This window comes from Desulfoferula mesophila, assembly GCF_037076455.1.
Classification (GTDB): domain Bacteria; phylum Desulfobacterota; class Desulfarculia; order Desulfarculales; family Desulfarculaceae; genus Desulfoferula; species Desulfoferula mesophila.
This window is the reverse complement of record NZ_AP028679.1, coordinates 861,304-879,243: the sequence shown is the minus strand read 5'-3', so window position 1 is coordinate 879,243 and position 17,940 is coordinate 861,304. Positions and strand designations below refer to the sequence as shown.

14 protein-coding genes are annotated in these 17,940 nt (G+C 66.4%); 4 read left to right on the top strand and 10 right to left on the bottom strand.

Annotation, left to right across the window (positions count from 1 at the left end; translation table 11 throughout):
* The first annotated feature begins 228 nt into the window (after positions 1-228).
* Positions 229-879 (top strand): CBS domain-containing protein, encoded by a 651-nt coding sequence (locus AACH32_RS03860; RefSeq protein ID WP_338605460.1) that lies wholly within the window; start codon positions 229-231, stop codon positions 877-879.
* A gap of 27 nt (positions 880-906) precedes the next feature.
* Here the strand turns inward: AACH32_RS03860 and AACH32_RS03855 are convergent, their stop codons facing one another.
* From AACH32_RS03855 to pspF, 3 genes are all read right to left on the bottom strand, one after another.
* Positions 907-1,611: a DUF2461 domain-containing protein gene (locus tag AACH32_RS03855; protein WP_338605459.1), complete on the bottom strand. Its 705-nt coding sequence runs from the start codon at positions 1,609-1,611 to the stop codon at positions 907-909.
* 153 nt (positions 1,612-1,764) lie between these two features.
* A complete protein-coding gene (locus tag AACH32_RS03850; RefSeq protein ID WP_338605458.1) occupies positions 1,765-3,219 on the bottom strand; it encodes an NAD-dependent succinate-semialdehyde dehydrogenase in 1,455 nt (484 codons plus the stop codon).
* A 108-nt stretch (positions 3,220-3,327) separates the two neighbouring features.
* The gene (pspF, locus tag AACH32_RS03845; RefSeq protein WP_338605457.1) at positions 3,328-4,344 is read right to left on the bottom strand and encodes a phage shock protein operon transcriptional activator; all 1,017 of its coding nucleotides are present in this window, start codon (positions 4,342-4,344) and stop codon (positions 3,328-3,330) included.
* A gap of 200 nt (positions 4,345-4,544) precedes the next feature.
* Here pspF and AACH32_RS03840 point away from each other — a divergent pair, with 200 nt between their 5' ends.
* Genes AACH32_RS03840 through pspC form a run of 3 tightly spaced genes read left to right on the top strand, consistent with a single transcriptional unit; the run spans position 4,545 to position 5,878 of the window.
* Positions 4,545-5,228 (top strand): PspA/IM30 family protein, encoded by a 684-nt coding sequence (locus AACH32_RS03840; RefSeq protein ID WP_338605456.1) that lies wholly within the window; start codon positions 4,545-4,547, stop codon positions 5,226-5,228.
* A gap of 22 nt (positions 5,229-5,250) precedes the next feature.
* The gene (locus AACH32_RS03835; RefSeq protein WP_338605455.1) at positions 5,251-5,502 is read left to right on the top strand and encodes a hypothetical protein; all 252 of its coding nucleotides are present in this window, start codon (positions 5,251-5,253) and stop codon (positions 5,500-5,502) included.
* Positions 5,489-5,878 (top strand): envelope stress response membrane protein PspC, encoded by a 390-nt coding sequence (gene pspC, locus AACH32_RS03830; protein ID WP_338605454.1) that lies wholly within the window; start codon positions 5,489-5,491, stop codon positions 5,876-5,878. The genes AACH32_RS03835 and pspC overlap by 14 nt, the downstream gene beginning before the upstream one ends.
* A gap of 10 nt (positions 5,879-5,888) precedes the next feature.
* On the opposite strand, the gene AACH32_RS03825 is transcribed toward pspC, so the two are convergent.
* The 7 genes from AACH32_RS03825 to AACH32_RS03795 form a co-directional block, all read right to left on the bottom strand.
* Positions 5,889-9,422 (bottom strand): PAS domain S-box protein, encoded by a 3,534-nt coding sequence (locus tag AACH32_RS03825; protein WP_338605453.1) that lies wholly within the window; start codon positions 9,420-9,422, stop codon positions 5,889-5,891.
* A gap of 240 nt (positions 9,423-9,662) precedes the next feature.
* On the bottom strand, positions 9,663-10,229 hold the full coding sequence (locus AACH32_RS03820; RefSeq protein WP_338605452.1) for a 2-oxoacid:acceptor oxidoreductase family protein: 567 nt from the start codon (positions 10,227-10,229) through the stop codon (positions 9,663-9,665).
* Positions 10,226-12,310, bottom strand: coding sequence for a thiamine pyrophosphate-dependent enzyme (locus AACH32_RS03815; RefSeq protein ID WP_338605451.1), 2,085 nt, complete (start codon positions 12,308-12,310; stop codon positions 10,226-10,228). Before AACH32_RS03815 ends, AACH32_RS03820 begins: the two co-directional genes overlap by 4 nt.
* A gap of 84 nt (positions 12,311-12,394) precedes the next feature.
* A complete protein-coding gene (locus AACH32_RS03810) occupies positions 12,395-14,557 on the bottom strand; it encodes an adenylate/guanylate cyclase domain-containing protein (protein ID WP_338605450.1) in 2,163 nt (720 codons plus the stop codon).
* 96 nt (positions 14,558-14,653) lie between these two features.
* Positions 14,654-15,850, bottom strand: coding sequence for an ABC transporter substrate-binding protein (locus tag AACH32_RS03805; RefSeq protein ID WP_338605449.1), 1,197 nt, complete (start codon positions 15,848-15,850; stop codon positions 14,654-14,656).
* A gap of 57 nt (positions 15,851-15,907) precedes the next feature.
* A complete protein-coding gene (locus tag AACH32_RS03800) occupies positions 15,908-17,191 on the bottom strand; it encodes a phenylacetate--CoA ligase family protein (protein ID WP_350341534.1) in 1,284 nt (427 codons plus the stop codon).
* Complete coding sequence (locus AACH32_RS03795) at positions 17,188-17,940, bottom strand: ABC transporter ATP-binding protein (RefSeq protein ID WP_338606645.1); 753 nt, start codon at positions 17,938-17,940, stop codon at positions 17,188-17,190. The genes AACH32_RS03800 and AACH32_RS03795 overlap by 4 nt, the downstream gene beginning before the upstream one ends.

Below are 17,940 nucleotides of genomic sequence, written 5' to 3'. Positions count from 1 at the left end.
CTAGACAATAATAGTTACCATTACCGTTATCGTTTTTTATATAAACTATAGTCTCCCTCTGTCAAGGCCTAAGGCGCGTTTCCTATATTTTAAGGCAAAACCCTCCCCGAAAACGGGAATTTTCCCTTATCAAAAGGGGGAACCGTGGATGGAAGGCATGTTTTATAATTATGACAAGGCGATAGTTATGATGCCTTCACCGTTATTTACAGGCTGGGAGTAGATTTCATGAAGATCAGGAATTGGATGACGCCCAATCCGTTGACGGTAACCCCGGAAACCCTATTGATGGATGCCAAGAAGCTGATGGCCACCAACAACATCCGCCGCCTACCGGTGGTGGACAAGAAGGGGCGTTTGGTGGGGTTGTTGACCAGGCACCTGATTATCGAGGCCATGCCCAGCGGGGCCACCACCCTGAGCGTGCACGAGCTGCATTATTTGCTGGAAAAGCTCACCGTCGGCGAGGTGATGCAAAAGGATCCGCTCACCGTGGGCCCCGACGACTTGGTGCAAAACGTGATCCTCCTGGGCCACCAGAAGGGCATCGGCGCCTTCCCGGTGGTCGAGGGCGACAAGCTGATGGGCATAGTCACCGAAAGCGAGATTTTTAACGCGGTGATGGGCCTCATCGCCCCGCGGGAAGGCACCAGCTTGATCGTGCTGCAAGACGTGCAGCTGAGCAAGGAGGTGGGAGCCACCAGCCGCATCGCCTCGGTGATCGAAAAGCGCGGCGTGCCGGTGGAGGCCATCTTCACCATGCCCCACCGCACCAGGGCGGGCAACAACGTATATATTAGGGCCCGCACCCCCCACGCGGCCAACTTGATGGCCGATCTGGACGCGGCGGGCTTCAGGGTGGTGCCCATCCCGGCCTAGCCCCAGGCGGGCGGCCCGGCGTCCGGGCTAGATGAATTCGCGCACCGTGAGCTCCAGGAGCCACTGGTGCAGGGGAGCCATGGCCCGGAAATGGGGCAAACACCAGGCCGGAAAGTCGGCGGTGTGGATCTCCTCCGGGATGTCCGTCTCGTAGGCGGCCCACAGGGCGTCGTGCCTGAGCAAATCGCCTCTGGGGTGCTCCGGGTCGAACCCCCGGGGCACCCTTTTGTATCCCTGGCCCCCCACCTCGTAGCCCGCCTTGCGCACCTTTTTGACCGCGCGCTCCAGGGCCCGGCCCAGCTTGTCGTCGGCCACCGCCTGACGGTAGGCGGGCAACAGGAACTTGGGAAAACGGTGCATGCCCACCGCCAGCATCACTTTGGGCGGCTCTAGCTGGAAATAAAAGCCCGAGCATTCCATGCGCGGCCCCGGCCCCTCCCACCACCACAGGCCCAGGTGGCTCTTGTAGGGGCTTTTGTCCTTGCTGAAGCGCACGTCGCGGTAGATGCGGAACAGGCTCCGGTTCACCTTGGGCTCGGCGATCACCAGGGGGGCCAGCTTCTTGAGGAGCCCGCCCATGGCGCTCACCAGGGCCCGGCTGGGCACCAGCACCTCGCGCTCGTACAGGGCCTTGTGTTCCTCGAACCAGGCCCGGTTGTTGTGCCGGGTCAGGTCCCGCCAAAATTTTATCGCTTGGGGGGTGAAACCCTGGAACTTGTCCGGCTCGGCCACGCCGCCCTCCCGGCTGGGGTGAATACGCTTGCTTAAAATTATAGCCGCCGGGTCAAGGCCGCTGTCCAGCTATCGCACCCATAAAAAGGGCCCCCGGCGCGGGAGGGTGAAAATGCGCTGGGGGCCGCGGGACGCCGCAATAAAAGTCGGACCTCAGGCCAGGCCGCCCACCAGGACGTACTTGGTCTCCAAAAAGCTGTCCAAGCCCTGGCGGCCGCCTTCCCGGCCCAGGCCGCTCTGCTTGTAGCCCCCGAAGGGAGACTCGGCCGAGGCCAGGCCGGTTTCGTTGACCCCCACCAGGCCGGACTCCAGGGCCTCGGCCACCCGCCAGAAGCGCCCCAGGTCGTTGGTGTACATGTAGGAGGCCAGGCCGTATTCGGTGTCGTTGGCCAGGGCGATGGCCTCCTCTTCGGTGGCAAAGCGCACCACCGTGGCCACCGGGCCGAAGATCTCTCGGCGCAGGATGGGCATGTCCGGGGTCAGGTCCACCAATACCGTGGGCTGGTAGAAGTTGCCGCCCAAATCGTGGCGGCCGCCGCCCACCGCCACCCGGGCCCCCTGGGCCACGCTGGCCTCGACCAGGGCCTCCACTTTTTCCAGGCCCTGTTGGTCCACCAGGGGGCCTTGGCGCACCCCCTCCTCCAGGCCGTTGCCCACCCGCATGGCGCTCACCTCCCGGGTCAGGCGCTCCACAAAGGCGTCGTGGATGCCCTCTTGCACCAGGAAGCGGTTCACGCAGATGCAGGTCTGGCCGGTGTTGCGGTACTTGCTGGCCAGGGCACCGGCGATGGCCTTGTCCAGGTCCGCGTCGTCGAACACGATGAAGGGAGCGTTGCCGCCCAGCTCCAGGGAGATGTTCTTCACCGTCTGGGCGCATTGGGCCATGAGGGTCTTGCCCACCTCGGTGGAGCCGGTGAAGGTGAACTTGCGCACCAGGGGGCTGGCGGTAAGCTCGCCGCCCACCACCGAGGCCTTGCCGGTGACCACGTTGAACACCCCGGCGGGGATGCCAGCCTCATGGGCCAGCACGGCCAGGGCCAGGGCCGAGAAGGGGGTGGCGCTGGCCGGCTTGAGCACTATGGTGCACCCGGCGGCCGGGGCCGGGCTGACCTTGCGGGCGATCATGGACATGGGGAAGTTCCAGGGAGTGACCGCGCCCACCACTCCCACCGGCTGGCGGATGGTGAGGGGCCGCCGGTCCGGGGAGGGAGGCGGGATCACCTCGCCGTAGGCCCGGCGGCCTTCCTCGGCGAACCAGGTGATGGCGTCCTGGCCGGACTTAATCTCCCCCAGGGCCTCGGGCAAGGGCTTGCCCTGTTCGCTGGTGAGGATGACGCCCAGGTCCCGGGCGTGGTCTGCAATAAGCTGGGCCCAGCGGTGCAGGCAGGCGCCCCGCTGCAACGCCGTGAGGTCTCGCCAGGCGGGCCAGGCCTCGGAGGCGGCCTGGATGGCGGCACGGGTTTCCTCGGCGCTCAAAGACGGCACCGTGCCCAGTTGCTCGCCGGTGGCCGGGTTGTCCACGCTTAAGACCTCGCCCCCGGCGCTGGCCACCCAGGCGCCGTTCACATAGCATTTTTGTCGGAACAATTCAGGATGCTGCAACTTCATGTTGGTTCCTTTCCAGGTGCATGCCGGATCAGCCAGGGGCAGGACGTATGTTTTTACTAACATACGTTAGGGCAAAAAATTAGTCAACCGCCCAACCGCAAGGCTTGCTCAAAGGCTTTGGTCAGGCCCGTATTTTCGCAACAGACCGCGCAGCTGGTGATAGGTGAGGCCCAAAAGCTCGGCCGCCCGGCGCTGGTTGAAGCGGGCGTCTTCCAGGGCCTGGCGCAGCAGGCGGCGCTCGTAGGCGGCCACCGCCTCCTTGAACGGCCGCGGCGGTTCGGCCGCGGCGGCCGCGGCCGGGCGGGGGGCCAGGGGGGGCTCTACCTGGGGCGGCGGGGCGAAGGGCGAGGCAAAGGGATCGAAGTCAAAGGAGGTTATCTCTTGGCGCCCGGAGCGGTACACCGCCCGTTCCACCACGTTCTTGAGCTGGCGCACGTTGCCCGGCCAGGGATGGGCGCCCAACTGCTCCCGCGCGGCCGGGGAAAACCCCGGCGCCGCGTCCCAGCCCATCTCCCGGGCCATGCGCAGGGCGAAGTGCTCGGCCAAAAGCTCCGCGTCGCCCCGGCGCTGCCGCAGCGGCGGCAGGGTGAGCACCTCAAAGGAAAGGCGGTCCAACAGATCCTGCTTGAAGCGGCCGGCCCGGGCCAGGGCCGGCAGGTCGGCGTTGGTGGCCCCCACGATGCGTACGTCCACCTCCACCGGCCGGCTGCCTCCCACCCGCTCGAAGCTGTTGTACTCCACGGTGCGCAGGATCTTCTCTTGCACGGTGAGGGGGATGTTGCCGATCTCGTCCAGGAACAGGGTGCCCCGGTGGGCGGTCTCGAAGCGCCCCAGGCGGCGCGGCCCCGCCCCGGTGAAGGCCCCGGCCTCGTGCCCGAACAGCTCCGATTCGATGAGCGAAGGGGCCAGCGCCGCGCAGTTGAGGGCCACCAGGGGCTCGCCCCACCGGGGGGAAAGGTAGTGCAGGCGGGCGGCGGCCAGCTCCTTGCCGGTGCCCCGTTCGCCGATGATCAGCACCGGCCGCTCCACTCTGGCCGCCCGGGACAGGGCCTCCTGAAAGGCCAGGAAGTTTTCGCTCTGGCCCAGGGCCTCGCCCGGCGGCGCGCTATGGCTGGCAGCTTCCATGGTTTTTTTTACTATTTTTTGGCTATTTTTACCAACTATTATATTTTTATACCAAATCAGGCAGAGTATCCGATTTGCCACCGATACAGGCAACTACCTGTTTTATATGCCTAATTCACACGCACCGCTTTTTGGCCCGCCTCTTGCTTTATGACCGAGCATACGTTCGCAAAACACACAGCCCCCGACGGAGGTAGACCATGGGCGTTTTCAACCGGATGCGTGATATCATAAGTTCAAACATCAACGCCATGCTGGACCGGGCCGAGGATCCCCAAAAGCTCATCCGGCTGATGATCGTGGAGATGGAAGACACCCTGGCCGAGGTCAAGGCGGCCTGCGCCGGGGCCATGGCCCAGAGGGCCAAGATGCAGCGGGAGATGGACGCCCTTTCCCAGCGCGTGACCGCCTGGAGCGACAAGGCCCAGTTGGCCGTGGACAAGGGCCGCGAGGACCTGGCCCGCGAGGCGCTGGTGGCCCGGCGGGAGTTCCGCACCAGGGAAAACGAGCTGGAGCACGAGTTGGTCGCCCAGCAGGCCCTGGTGGAGCAGTACCACGCGGACATCGCCCAGTTGGAGCAAAAGCTGGCTGCGGTGCGCGAAAAGCAGCGCATCCTGGTGGAGCGGCACAAGCTGGCCCGCCACAGCAAAAAGGCCAGGGGCAACGCCGCCCGAGCCGACTCGGCCGAAGTGCTCATGCGTTTCGAGCAATTCGAAAACCGGGTGGAGCGCCTGGAGGCCGAGGCCGAGCTGGCCGGCATGAGCCGCCGCCCCGACCTGGAGCAAGAGTTTGATCGCCTGGCCGGCGACGAGGAAATCGAAGCGGAGCTTCGCGCCCTCAAGGGGATCAAGCAGGAGACAACCCCCAACCCGGAGCAGGCTTGAGGCCTGCCCCTAAGGAGCGGACGTGCCGGGCATCTTGGCTGCGATATTCGGATTCATACTTTTGGCCCTGGGTCTGTTGGGCGGTTTGGTGGTGGCGGTCATGCGCATAATCAGGGGGCCCGGCGGCCGGGAAGCCGCCCAAGCCGATGAAGAGGAAACCCGCTTGATCCAGGAAATGCACAAGAGCCTGCAGCGCATGGAACAGCGCATCGACGCCCTGGAAACCATACTTTTAGAAAAAGACTCAAAGGAGTCCCGTCATGAAAATATTTAGCAATCTCGGACGACGCGGCCTTTACCGCTCTCGGCGGGGCGTCCTGTTGGGGGTGTGTCGAGGCCTGGCGGAGTATTTCGATTTTTCGGTGATCTGGGTGCGTATCCTGACGGTGATCGCCTTCATCATCACCGGTTTCTGGCCGGTGGGAGTGCTCTACCTCATCATGGCCCTGATCATGAAACCGGCCCCGGCCACGCCCCCCCAGACCGAGGACGAGGAAGAGTTCTATCACTCCTACGCCGACAGCCGCAAGATGGCCCTGGGCCGCCTGAAGCGCACCTACGACACCCTGGAGCGCCGCCTGCGCCGTCTGGAAGACGTGGTCACCTCCCGGGATTTCGACTGGGACCAAAGGGCCGGGCAGCGCCCCTGACCCTCCGACTCTAACCCTCCTCCCGTGCGACCGGCTCCCCCTGGGGCCGGTCCAATATTTGGCGCACCGTGCGCAACAGGGTGTCCAGGCGATAGGGCTTGGTGATAAAACCGCTGGCTCCGGCGCCGAGCACCTCGCCGCGCTTGTTGCCACCCGCGTAGCCGGTGGCCACCACCACTCTGAGCGCCGGGTCCAGCTCCAGGAGCGCCCCCAGGCAACGGTCCCCGCCCATGCCGGGCATGCCTAGGTCCAAAATCACCAGGTCCACCTTTTCCGGCGAATCGCCGAACAACTCCAGGGCCCCTTCCCCACTGTCGGCGGTCAAGACGCTGTAGCCGTTCTGCTCCAACACGTCGCGCACCACCTCCAGGATGGCCTCTTCGTCGTCCACCAGCAAGATGGTCTCATGGCCGCCCTTTACCGGGGCGCCTTCCTGGGCCTGGGTGGTCACCACCGCGGCCTTTTCCTCGCGCGCGGGCAGGTAGATGGTGAAGGTGGTGCCCCGGCCGGGCGTGCTGTCGCAGGAAATGTAGCCGCCGTGGCTCTCCACGATGCCGTATACCGTGAACAGCCCCAGCCCGGTGCCCGCTCCCACCTCCTTGGTGGTATAGAAGGGCTCGAAGACGTGGCTCAGCGTCTCCTCGTCCATGCCCTCGCCATCGTCGCTCACTTGCAGGCGTACGTAGGAACCCGGCTCCAGGCCCGGGTGGGTTCGGCAGAACTCCTCGTCCAGATCCAGGTTGATGGTGGAGATGTTGAGCACCCCGCCCTCGGGCATGGCGTCGCGGGCGTTGGTGACCAGGTTCATCAACACCTGCTCCAACTGGTTGGGGTCGCCGCTGATGGCCATGAGCTCGGGGGCCAATTCCTGTTCGATGGTGATCATCTTGGGTATGGTGCGCTCCAAAAGCCCAATGGCCTGGCCCACCTCGCGGTTCAGGTCCACCGGCCTGAGCTCGGCCCCGGCCTTGCGCCCGAAGGTGAGCAGGCGGCGCACCAGCTCCGCCGCCCGGCCCACCGCCGAATCCACCTCGTTCAGGTACTTGCGGCTCACCGGGTCGGCCTGGGGCTTCCCGGCCAAAAGCTGCACGTAGCCGCTGACCCCTTGCAGGATATTGTTGAAGTCGTGGGCTATGCCGCTGGCCAGGTTGCCCACCGCCTCCATTTTTTGGGCCTGGATCAGGCGGTCCTGCAGTTGCTTGAGCTCGCGCTCGGCCTCCAGGCGCTGGGTTATCTCGCGGCCCGAACCGCTGACGTAGGGAACCCCGTCCTTGGCCACCATGAGGTTGCGGTATTCCACCGAGTGCAGCGATTGGTCCTTGCCCACCAACAAAGCCACGCCCTCGGATTGCCCGTATTGGTTCAGCCGCCGCAGGTACGTTTCCTCAAAAGGCAGGCTCGCCTCCGGCAGCATGAAATCGGTCATGGGTCGGCCCAGAAGTTCCTCTCGGCTGTAGCCCAGCAGGCGCACCACCGCCTGGTTCACCGAAAGCAGGCGCCCCTGTTCATCGTGGGTGTAGATCAAGTCGCTGATGCTGTCGAACAGGTGGCGGAAGCGCTCTTCCGACTCCTGCAGGGCGGCCTGGGCCTTTTTGCGCTCGGCGTTGGTCAGCGCCTGGGTCACCTGGTCGGCCAGCCCGCCGACGAAGGCAAGTTCGTCCTCGCTCCAAGAGTAGGCCCCGCTGGTGTGCTCCAGGCACAACATGCCCACCATCTGGCCCCTCAGGCGCACCGCCGAGGCCAGCAAGGCCCCCACGTCGTTGGGCTCCAAATAGGAAAAACGCAGGTCCGCGGTGCGGGCGTCCAGGTATACGTCGCCCGCGTCCACCGCCCGCTCGGCCTCCAGGGCGGCGAGGAAGGTGGGGCAATCGGCCACCACCAGCTCGTCCCCATCGCGGTGCTTGCGGCTTTCCGCCTCGTAAAGATCGCTGACCTTGAGGCGGGCATACTCCTCGTCGAACAGCCATATGGAGGCGCGATCGACCTCCACGGCCTGTACGCACAGCTCGGTGATGCGTCGGGCGGCGCCCCGGAAATCGCCCTCCACCAACGGCGGCGAACCGGCCACCTGCACTATGGCCGCCTGCTGACGCTCCACCCGGTTCAGGCGCTCACCGCGCTCCTCCTCAGCCTTCTTGCGCTCGGTTATGTCGCGGAAAAACACCTGCAGGGCGGGCCGCCCCTCCCAGTCCACCACCCGGGTGGCCAATTCCATCCATTTGAGCCGCCCGTCCTTGGTGAAGATGCGATAAGGCAGCACCTCGGAGTGGCTCTGGCCGGAGATGCGGCGCTCGTAGGCCTCCATCAGGGAGCTGATGTCCTCGGGGTGCACGAACATCTCCGGTTCGTGGCCCACCACCTCCTCCGGCTCCCAACCAAGCACGTCCTTGACCGCCGAGTTGGCGAACACGCACACCCGGTCTTGCAGCACCGCGATGAGCTCGGTGGCCTGCTCCATCAGGTTGCGGTAGCGGGCCTCGGAGTGCTGCAGCCGGTTTTGCACGGACTTGAGGTGGGTCAGGTCGCTGGCCACCAACAGCACCCCCCGGGAGGGGTCGCTGCGCTCCACCAACGAACTGCTTATCAACACCGGCACCTGCTTTTGCTGGCTGTCGGTGATCACCACCTCGTCGCCCTGCACCCGCCCCTCGTTGAGATCGGCCAAGAAGCGGCGCGAGGCGCGAGGCCCCACCAAAAAGGGACGGAACAGATCCTTCACCTTGAGGCCGTACAGAGCCACCGGGTGGTTATAGCCCAAAATAACGGCCAGGGTCTGGTTGGCCCAAGCTATGCGATGGGCCTGCAGATGGGCCAGGCCCACCGGCACCGCCTGCACCGTGGCATGATACAAGGTGCGCGGGCTCACCACCTTGCCGTAACGGCTGGCGCTCCAGTAGATGCCCGCCGCGATGGGCGTCACCGCCAGGTTGGCCAGAGAGGGGAAATGGGCCCCCTCGATGGCCATCAGGCCCTGGGCCAGCCCCTGGGCCAGCATGGTGGCCACCCCGGCGGCCACCAGCAGCTTTTTCTCGGCCTTGGCGTCCTGGTCGCTCTCCGCGTGGGCATCGCGGAACAGCCGGACCAGCAGGATGACGGAAACGACCAGGCTATAGACCAGAAAAGCCTGGAACCAGGGGTTGAAGTTTTCGGCGCCATAATCCACGCCGTAGAGGCGCACCCCGATCCACTGGGGCTCGACGAGGGCGGCCAGGTAAAAGCACAGGGGAAAGCCGTAGAGCCAGGCGCGGTCGCGCCAACTCACCGGCCGTATGAGCACCAGGATAACCTCGCCTATGAAGCCGATGGGCAGCAGGAAGATAAAGCACAGCCATCGGTAGAACTGGAAAACGGTGGCGGGGTCGAAGGTGATGGCGGAAAAGCTGATGAAAACGTCGAAAAAGGCCCAGAACACCGACCAGATCAGCCAACGCTGGATGGTGCCGGTGCGCGGGTTTTCCGGGGCGTGACGCCCCAGGTAGATGATGAGGGCCAAGCCATAGCCCATGGTAAAGGCGAGGTTGGCCAAATAATAGGTTTCGAACATCGGCTATCCCGTGCGAGCGGGTGAAACCGGAGACCCAGAATAAACCGGCTTTCTACCGTGCCAACACGGGTCACACACCGAATCTTCGCCGCCCGGAGCAAGCCAGAATATAGCCAAGCATAGTAGCAGGAAGCGCCCCTTAGGTAAAGGCACATACTGGGGGCGGCCCCACCGGGGAGATCGCAAAAAACAGGGGCGCCGCGGCTGGTTCCCAGCCCGGCGCCCCCAATCGAGCCGCGCTCAGACCTGGGCCGCGGCCTCGGCCCCCAGGGCCAGCAGCTTGCGGTTGGCCTCGGCCCGGGCCCGGGGTTGGCCGTCGCAGATGGCCGCCTCCAACTCGGCCATGCTCACCGGCAGGGCCCCGCCGGCCGCCGCCGCGCCCAGAAGCACCACGTTGGCCCCCTTGCGCGCGCCCGCCTGCCCGGCCAACTGGACGGCCGGAACCGTGAGCACCCGGGCCCCGAAGGAGGCCAGGGCCTTGCGGGCCTTGGGCGAGAGGAAATCCAGGTCCGGGGCGTTGACCACCAGCCAGCCCCCCTCGACCAGGTAGCTAAGGTTGCGCACCGCCTCGCCGGGGTCCAGGGCCAACAAAAGGTCGGCCTGGCCGGGGCTGACCAAAGGTCCGCTGAAGGGCCCGGCCTTGAGGTGGCTCACCACCGCCCCGCCCCGCTGGGCCATGCCGTGCACCTCGCTGATGAGGATGGAGCCCGCCTTGGGTTCCACCGCCGTGGACAAGGCCCGGCTCACGAACAGCACTCCCTGGCCGCCCACGCCGGCCACCACCGCCTGCCACTCGAGCCGGCTCATTTGCTCTCCTCCAGCGGGGCGATGGCTCCATGGGCGCAGACCTCGGCGCACAGGCCGCAGTCCACACACCAGCCCCGGTCGATGCTGATGTAGCCCTCGGCGTCCTTGGCCAGGGCGGGACAGGCGAACCAGGTGCTGCACAGCCCGCAGGCCACGCAGGCCCCGGCGGGCTCCAGCACCATGGTGCCGGTGGGGCAGACCTCGGCGCACAGGCGACAGCCGGTGCACTTGGCCTCGTCCACCTTGATCTTGCCCTTGCCGGTGCGCGTTAGCGCCCCGGCCGGGCAAACCGCCACGCAGCGGCCGCAATCGGCGCAGGGGTTGTCCTGGGGCCGGAAGCTGGTCTTCACCGGAGCGGCCTGGCCTTTCACCTCCACCTTGCAGGGGCTGGCCACCGCGTCGCGGGGGCGCTGGGCGGCGCAGGCGTGGCGGGCGATGATCACCGCCACCGAGCCTTCGGGCCCCTTGCACCAGCGCCAGGCCTTTTTGAGCGTCTTTTGCAGATCGCCCATCTGGTAGGGGTCCAACTCGGTGATCCAGCGCACTCCGCAGCCCTCCACCAGCTTTTTGATGTCCACCGCGTTGCCGGGGTGGCCGTCGGCGGTGAGCCCGCTCTCGGGGGTGGGCTGCATGCCGGTCATGGAGGTGGTCTCGTTGTCCAAAATCACCAGCACGAAGCGGTGCCCGTTATACACCGCGTTGACCAGGCCGGTGATGCCCGAATGGAAAAAAGTGCTGTCGCCGATGGTGGCCACCACCGGGGTGTCCTTGTCCGCCTGGTTCAGGCCGCGGCTGAGCGCGCTGGCAAAGGTCACCGCCGCGCCCATGTCGTGGCAGGTGTCCACCGCTCCCTGGTTCATACCCAGGGTGTAACAGCCGATGTCGCTGGGATAGACCCCGGTGGGCAGGGCCCGGCGCAGGCTGTAGAACACCGCCCGGTGGGAGCAGCCGGGGCAGAGGTTGGGCCGGCGCATGGGCGGCTGGTCGGGCACGCTGAGCACCTTGCCCTTGGGCCGCGCGGCCTTCAACTTGGCCTCGCCCAGGGCCCGCTCCAATACCCCGCCCAACACCTCGGGAGTCAGCTCCCCTGCGCTGGGCACGTGGCCCGAGCCCCGGCCCCACAGCTTGTCGCGGTTGGGGGCCAAGAGCTCCAGCACCGGCTCGGTCTCTTCCAGGACCAGCACGTTGCGGCAGCCCGCGATGAGCTCGCTCACCGGCCCGATGGGCAGGGGATAGGGCGCGGCGGTCTGCAGGAAGGGCACCTTGCCCTCCCCCACCGGCAGGCCCATCTCGGCCAGCAGGTCCCGGGCCAGGGCCGCCGACACGCCGGAGGCCAGGATGCCCAGGGGAGCCCGGGGCCTCAGCGGGGCGTGCCACTGGTTGAGGCTCTTGCTCTTGCTCAGGTAGTCCTGAATCTTGGCCAGCTTGGCGTTAAGCGCGTGGTGCAGGGCCAGGCGCATCTTGGGGATGGCCGCCCAGCGGAAGGGATCGCGCGGGAATCCGGGGACGCGCTCCAACTCCTTGGGCGTGCGCAGGTTCAGGTTCTGGCGGCCGTGACACACCCGGAGGGTGGGCCTAATCATCACCGGAATCTGGAAGCGCTCGCTAAGGGCGAAGGCCGGGCCCACCAGGTCGCGGGCCATGGCCGGGCTGTCGGGGTCCAGCACCGGCAGCTTGGCGAAATGGGCCAGCAGCCGGCTGTCCTGCTCGGTCTGGGAGCTGTGGGGGCCGGGGTCGTCGGCGCTGATGAGGATCATGCCCCCGATCACCCCGATGTAGGCCGAGCTCATCACCGGGTCCAGGGCCACGTTGAGCCCCACCATTTTCATGGCCACCGCCGAGCGCTGGCCGGTGTAGGCCGCCGACAGGGCCACCTCCACCGCCACCTTCTCGTTGACCGACCATTCGCAATAGGGCTGAGATTGCATCTCGGCCCCGTATTGGACCACCGAGGGCAATATCTCGCTGCTGGGGGTGCCGGGATAGGCGGTCATCACCGCCACCCCGTTTTCCACCAGCCCCCGGCCCAGGGCCTGGTTGCCCATCAATATCTCTTTGCGGACTTTGTTTTTGGAACCCACGCGTATCCTCGCTGAGTGGTTGGCGATGCAAGACCTATAAAAATATCCCGGCGCCGGGCCGGGCGCAAGGGAAGCCGAGCCTTGCTACTTGATCTGGTACACCGCCGAGCCGTCCCAGTCCGGGGGCGGTGGGTCGGCCAGAAAATCGGCGGTGCGCCGGGCCATGACCTGGGCCGCCTGGTCCTGGGGCCGCTCGCCCGCCAAGGCGGCGAAGGCCTCCGAGGCCGCGGCCCAATCGCGGCGTTGGTACAAGGCAAAGGCTTCATCCCAGCGGCGGCAGAAGTCGAGCAGGCTCCGGTCCGGGGCCAGCTCCGGGTCGTCGCCCATCAGGCCCACCAGCTCGTGGATCAAAATGGGCTCGGTGGTGCCCTTGGGCTCCACCTGGTCCACCACCCGCCACACGAAACCCTCCCCGGCCGCCTCAAGGGTGGCCTGGCTGGCCAGTATCTGGGTGCCGTAAACCTTGTTGAGCCCCTCCAGGCGCGAGGCCAGGTTCACCGCCGCGCCCAGGGCGGTGTACTCCATGCGGTGGGCCGTGCCCACGTTGCCCACGATCACCTCGCCGGTGTGCAGCCCCAGGCGGGTGTGCATGATGGGCTGCCCCTGGGCCTGCCAGGCCCCGTCCATGGCCCGGCTGCGGGCCCGGCACATCAGCGCCGCCCGGCAGGCGTGGGCCGCGTGCTCCGGATCGGGCAGGGGCGCGTTCCAAAAGGCCATTACCGCGTCGCCGATGAACTTGTCGATGGTGCCCTGGTTGGCCAGGATTTCCTCGCACAGGCCAGAGAAATAGTGCGAGGTCTTTTGCATGAGCGCCTCGGGGTCCATGTGCTCGGCCATGTCGGTGAAGCTGGCCACGTCGGAGAACATCAGGGTGAGCACCCGCTTTTCCCCGCCCAGGCCCTGCTCCTGGCCCGAGGCCACCAGCTGGTGCACCAGATCCACCGGCACGTAGCGGGAGAAGGTGCGCAGGGTGGCCTTCATGGCGTCCACGCTCTGGGTCAGGCGGTGAATCTCGCGCACCCGCGATTCGATGGCCGGGGTGGGATCGAGCTGCAGCTCGCGCATGGCCCGGGTCTCGGCCACCACCCGGCTCAGGGGCCGGGAGATGTGCTGGGCCACGAACAGGGCCAGGGGCACCGCCGCCAGCATGATCAGCAGGGAGATGAGCAGCGAGTGCAGGTTGCTGGCGATGATGGGCCCGATCAACTCGTCCATGGGGGTGAACTGGGCCACGTAGGCGAAGCGGCCGTGGAAATCGCGAATGCGCACCACCCCGCAGGAGTATTGCTCGTCGCCCACGCTGAAGTCCAAGATCTGGTTCGGGCGTTGGGGATCGAAGCGCGAACTCAGTTGTTTGAGCAGGGGATCGCCCAGGTTGTCCAGGGTGGCCAGCCGCAATTTTTCCCGGCCGTCGATCATCACCTGCCGCACGGCCTTGTGGGAGTCGGGATAGGCCACCAGGCGCTTATCTTCGTCGAACACCACGGTGAGGCCCGAGGGCGAGGGCTTGTGCTCGGCCACGAAGGCGCTCAGGCTGCGGGCCGACACGTCCACCCCCAACACCCCGCCCCGGGGCTCCGGGGCGAAGCGGTAGGCCAGGGTCATGCCCGGCTCCTGCAGGGAGCTGAACACGTAGTAGCCCGAGCCCTGCACCTTGCCCACCGTCCGGGCCCGCTGGAACCAGGGGCGCTTGCGGGGGTCATAGGCCGGGTCGCTTTGGCTCCAGCCGGCAAGCCGCTGGTGCTTGGCGTCCAAAAAGATCCAGGTCTGCACGCGCGCCCCGTCCGCCCCGCGCTCGATGGCCCGCATCGCGTAGGCGGCCTGGGGCGGAGCCTTGATCTCCTCCCTGGCCTGGGCCGGCATGTTTTTAAGGCGCATTACCTGGAAAAAGTCGCCGTCGTCGTGCCCCAAATACACGCTGAAAAAGTGGGGATTGGCCTCCAGGGCCTTGAAGAACAGGCCCCGCAGGTCGTGCTCCTCCCGCGCGGGAGGCAGGTTGACTCCCGGGTGCTCCGCCGCGATGAGCAAAAAGGCGTAGGCCTTGCCCATGAACTGGCTCAGTTCGCCGGTGAACTGATTGACGACGTCTTGCATGAGCCGCTTGGAGGAGGCGACGGCCCGCTCGCTGCCGGCACGGTAGTTGTACCAGGTGATGGCCCCGGCCACCGCGACCATGAGCAGCAGAAATATGACCAGGATGTTCAGGTACAGGGGATAGCGGCGGCGGGGATCTTTGGGGGGGGCCATGAATACCTCTCGCTAACGGCCATGGCCCAAGATTAACCCGGCGGGTCCTCGGGGAGCAAGCGCGGCGCGGGGGAGCCCGCGCCGCGCCGGATCAAACTACTTGGCCGGAACGAACTTGCCGTCCTTGACCTGAATCATGACCATGGAGTCCTCGCCCAGGCCGTTGTGGTCGGTGGGGCTCATGTTGTACACCCCGCTGACCCCCACGTAGCCCTTGGTCTGCTCCAGGGCGTCGCGCACCTTGGCCGGGTCGGTGCCCACCTTTTGCATGGCGTTGGCCAGCAAATACACCGCGTCCCAGGCATAGCCGGAGTGGGTGTTGATGGGGTACTGCTTGTCGTAGTGGTAGACGTCGGTGTACAGGCGCACGAACTCGTCGATCACCTTTTTCTGGGGATCGCTGGCCGGCAGGTACTGGTAGATCATCAGCTTGGTGGAGGGCATCAGGTCGCCCTCGGCCGCCGCCCCGGCCAGTTGGATGTACTTGGGACCGGGCACGCCGTGGCACTGCACCAGGGGAGCCTTAATGCCCAGGGCGTGGTGGTTCTTGGAGACGATGGCCGCGGCCGGGCCGATGGTCCAGCAGACCACGGCCTGGGGCTTGGCGGCGGCCAGCTTGGTGAGCTGGCTCTTCATGTCCACGTCCTTGGGGTTGAACTGCTCCGAACCCACCAGGGTGATGCCGTATTCGGGAGCCAGCTTGACCACCCAGCGGGCCCCGTCGCGGCCGAAGCCGTCGCTGGCGCTCAACAGGGCGATCTTGGTCAGGCCGTGGGCCTTGAGGTAGCCCAGCACCTTCTTGACCGCGATGGTGGAGCGCTGGGGCGACTTGAACACCCAGCGGGCGGTGCCGAAGTCCATTTTGCCGATCTTGCCTTCCATGATCACCGGGTCGCCGCCCACGGTCATCACGGTGGGTATCTTGGCCGCCTCCACCTGCTTCTTAACCGCCATGCCGGTGCCGGTGCGGGTGGGGCCCACCGCCGCCACCACCTTGTCCACGCTGACGAACTTCTTGAAGGCCATCACCGCCTTGGTGGGCTCGCCCTCGGTGTCGGCCAGGATCAGCTCGATGGGAGCGCCCTGGATGCCGCCGGCCTTGTTGATCTTGTCCACCACCATCAGGGCCACCAGTTTGGTGGGCGCGCCGATGGAGGCCGCCGGACCGCTCAGGGCGAAAAAGGCCCCGATCTTAACCGGCTCTTTTTTGTCGGCCGCCGCCGCCGGGGCGGCCAGGGCCAGGGCCAGAAGCAGGCACAGGGCCGGCGCGGCCAAAAGCTTAAACCTTTTCATCGCTCATCCTCCCTTTAGCGGCCGCCCTCCCTCCCCGGAGGCCCGGCCTATGATTCATCAATCGTCGCGGCGGTCGAAGATCCGCTGCGATTTGCGTTCGCTGCGCGGCAGGCTGCCGTAGTCCACCACCTCCACCTTGGCGCTCACCAGGATGTGGGCCTTGATGCCCTTGGCGATGCCGGCGGCCACTTCCGCGTCGTCGGCCGCGCCGCCCTCGGGGGCCCGCTCCACCTTGATGTGCATGTAGTCGCGGCCGTCCTCGCCCCGGCTCAGGTGCACCTGGAACTCCGAGCCCACCCCTTGGCCCTGGCTGAGCACGTGGTCGATCTGGCCCGGGTAGATGTTCACCGCCCGGAACTTGATCATGTCGTCGCTGCGCCCCAGGATGCGGTCGTGGCGCGGCAGGGGATTGCCGCAGGCGCAGGGCTCGGGCAGCAAGCGGCACAGGTCGCGGGTGCGGTAGCGGATAAGGGGCGCGGCCTCCTTGCCCAGGGTGGTCACCACCATCTCGCCGATCTCGCCCGGAGCCACCGGCTGCAAGGTGGCCGGGTCCAGGATCTCCAGAATATAGTAGTCGGCCCAGTAGTGGATGCCCTCGTGGGCCCGGCACTCGATGCCCGTGCCCGGCCCGTAGAGCTCGGTGAGGCCCGGTATGTCAAAAAGCTCCGCCCCCAGGGCCTCGCTGATGCGCTGGCGCATGGCGTCGCTGGTGCGCTCGCTGCCGTAGATCAGCTTGTTGAGCTTGACCTGCTCGCTGATGCCCCGGCGCTTGATCTCCTCGGCCATGAGCAGGGCCATGGAGGAGGTGGAGCACATCACCGTGGTGCCGAAGTCCACCAGGAACTGGCACTGCATCTCCAGGTTGCCCGGCCCCACCGGCAAGGCCAGGGCCCCAAAGCGCTCGCAGCCCGCCTGGAAGCCCACCCCGGCGGTCCACACCCCGTAGCCCACCATGATCTGCACCCGGTCCAAACGGGTGAGCCCGGCCATCTCATAGCAGCGGGCGAACATCACCGCCCAGTCGTCCAGGTCCTTCTGGGTGTAGGAGAGCACCTTGCGCTTGCCGGTGGTGCCGCTGGAGGCGTGCACCCGGACCACCTGCTCCAAGGGAACGGACAGCAGGGGGAAGGGGTAGCCGGCCCTGAGGTCGTCGGCGCTGGTGAGGGGCAGGCCCGCCAGATCGTCCAGGCTATGGATGTCCCCGGCGCTGACCCCGGCCTCCTGCAGGCGCTGGGCGTAAAAGGGGCTGCCCTGCTGGGCGTGGGCCACGGTCCATTGCAGACCCTTGAGCTGGTGCGCGGCCAGCTCCTCGGGGCTTGAAAAATTGGGCATGAAGGTCATGAAGTTTCCTCGGCTTTTTTATCCTTAACGCCGCCGAAGGCGCGGCGGGGCCCCAAAAAGGCCTCGCGCAGCAGTTCGTCGGCCAAAATTTCCTGGGGCGAGCCGCTTTGGCGAATGCGGCCGCCGGTGATGATGTATCCCCGCTGGCTCACGCTGAGCGCGCCCAGGGCGTTTTGCTCCACCAAAAGCACCGAGCACCCCTGGGCGGGCAGGTCGCGCACCACCCCCAGGATCTCGGCCGCCACCTTGGGGGCCAGGCCCAGGCTGGGCTCGTCCAACAGAAGCAGGCGGGGCCGGGCCATGAGCCCCCTAGCCATCGCCAGCATCTGCTGCTCCCCGCCGCTCAGGGTGCCGGCGGGCTGCTCCAGGCGCTGGGCCAGTACCGGGAACAGGGCCAGGGAGCGCTCCAGGTCCCGGGCCACTTCCTTGTGCTGGCGCTTGCGCAGGCGCACGTAGGAACCCAGCTCCAGGTTTTCCCGCACGCTCAGCGGCCCGAAAAGCTGGCGGCCCTCGGGAACCTGCACCACCCCGGCCTCCACCACCGCCGAGGGGGCCAGGCCGCTGATCTGGCGGTTCTCAAAGGTCACCCGGCCGCCCTTGGGCCGTAGCATCCCGGAGATAACCCCCAGCAGGGTGGTCTTGCCCGCCCCGTTCATGCCCAGCAGGCTCACCACCTCGCCGGGTTGCACCTTGAGGCTCACTTCGCGCAGGGCCGGCTGGCGGCCGTAGGCAAAGGATATGGACTCCAC

What these genes read in the sequence shown, in the direction of transcription:
- pspF (WP_338605457.1), bottom strand. Translation starts at nt 4,344, where the DNA reads ATGGAAGCTGCCAGCCATAGCGCGCCGCCGGGCGAGGCCCTGGGCCAG.
- AACH32_RS03800 (WP_350341534.1), bottom strand. Translation starts at nt 17,191, where the DNA reads ATGACCTTCATGCCCAATTTTTCAAGCCCCGAGGAGCTGGCCGCGCAC.
- AACH32_RS03820 (WP_338605452.1), bottom strand. Translation starts at nt 10,229, where the DNA reads ATGAGCCGGCTCGAGTGGCAGGCGGTGGTGGCCGGCGTGGGCGGCCAG.
- AACH32_RS03850 (WP_338605458.1), bottom strand. Translation starts at nt 3,219, where the DNA reads ATGAAGTTGCAGCATCCTGAATTGTTCCGACAAAAATGCTATGTGAAC.
- AACH32_RS03810 (WP_338605450.1), bottom strand. Translation starts at nt 14,557, where the DNA reads ATGGCCCCCCCCAAAGATCCCCGCCGCCGCTATCCCCTGTACCTGAAC.
- AACH32_RS03805 (WP_338605449.1), bottom strand. Translation starts at nt 15,850, where the DNA reads ATGAAAAGGTTTAAGCTTTTGGCCGCGCCGGCCCTGTGCCTGCTTCTG.
- pspC (WP_338605454.1), top strand. Translation starts at nt 5,489, where the DNA reads ATGAAAATATTTAGCAATCTCGGACGACGCGGCCTTTACCGCTCTCGG.
- AACH32_RS03840 (WP_338605456.1), top strand. Translation starts at nt 4,545, where the DNA reads ATGGGCGTTTTCAACCGGATGCGTGATATCATAAGTTCAAACATCAAC.
- AACH32_RS03825 (WP_338605453.1), bottom strand. Translation starts at nt 9,422, where the DNA reads ATGTTCGAAACCTATTATTTGGCCAACCTCGCCTTTACCATGGGCTAT.
- AACH32_RS03860 (WP_338605460.1), top strand. Translation starts at nt 229, where the DNA reads ATGAAGATCAGGAATTGGATGACGCCCAATCCGTTGACGGTAACCCCG.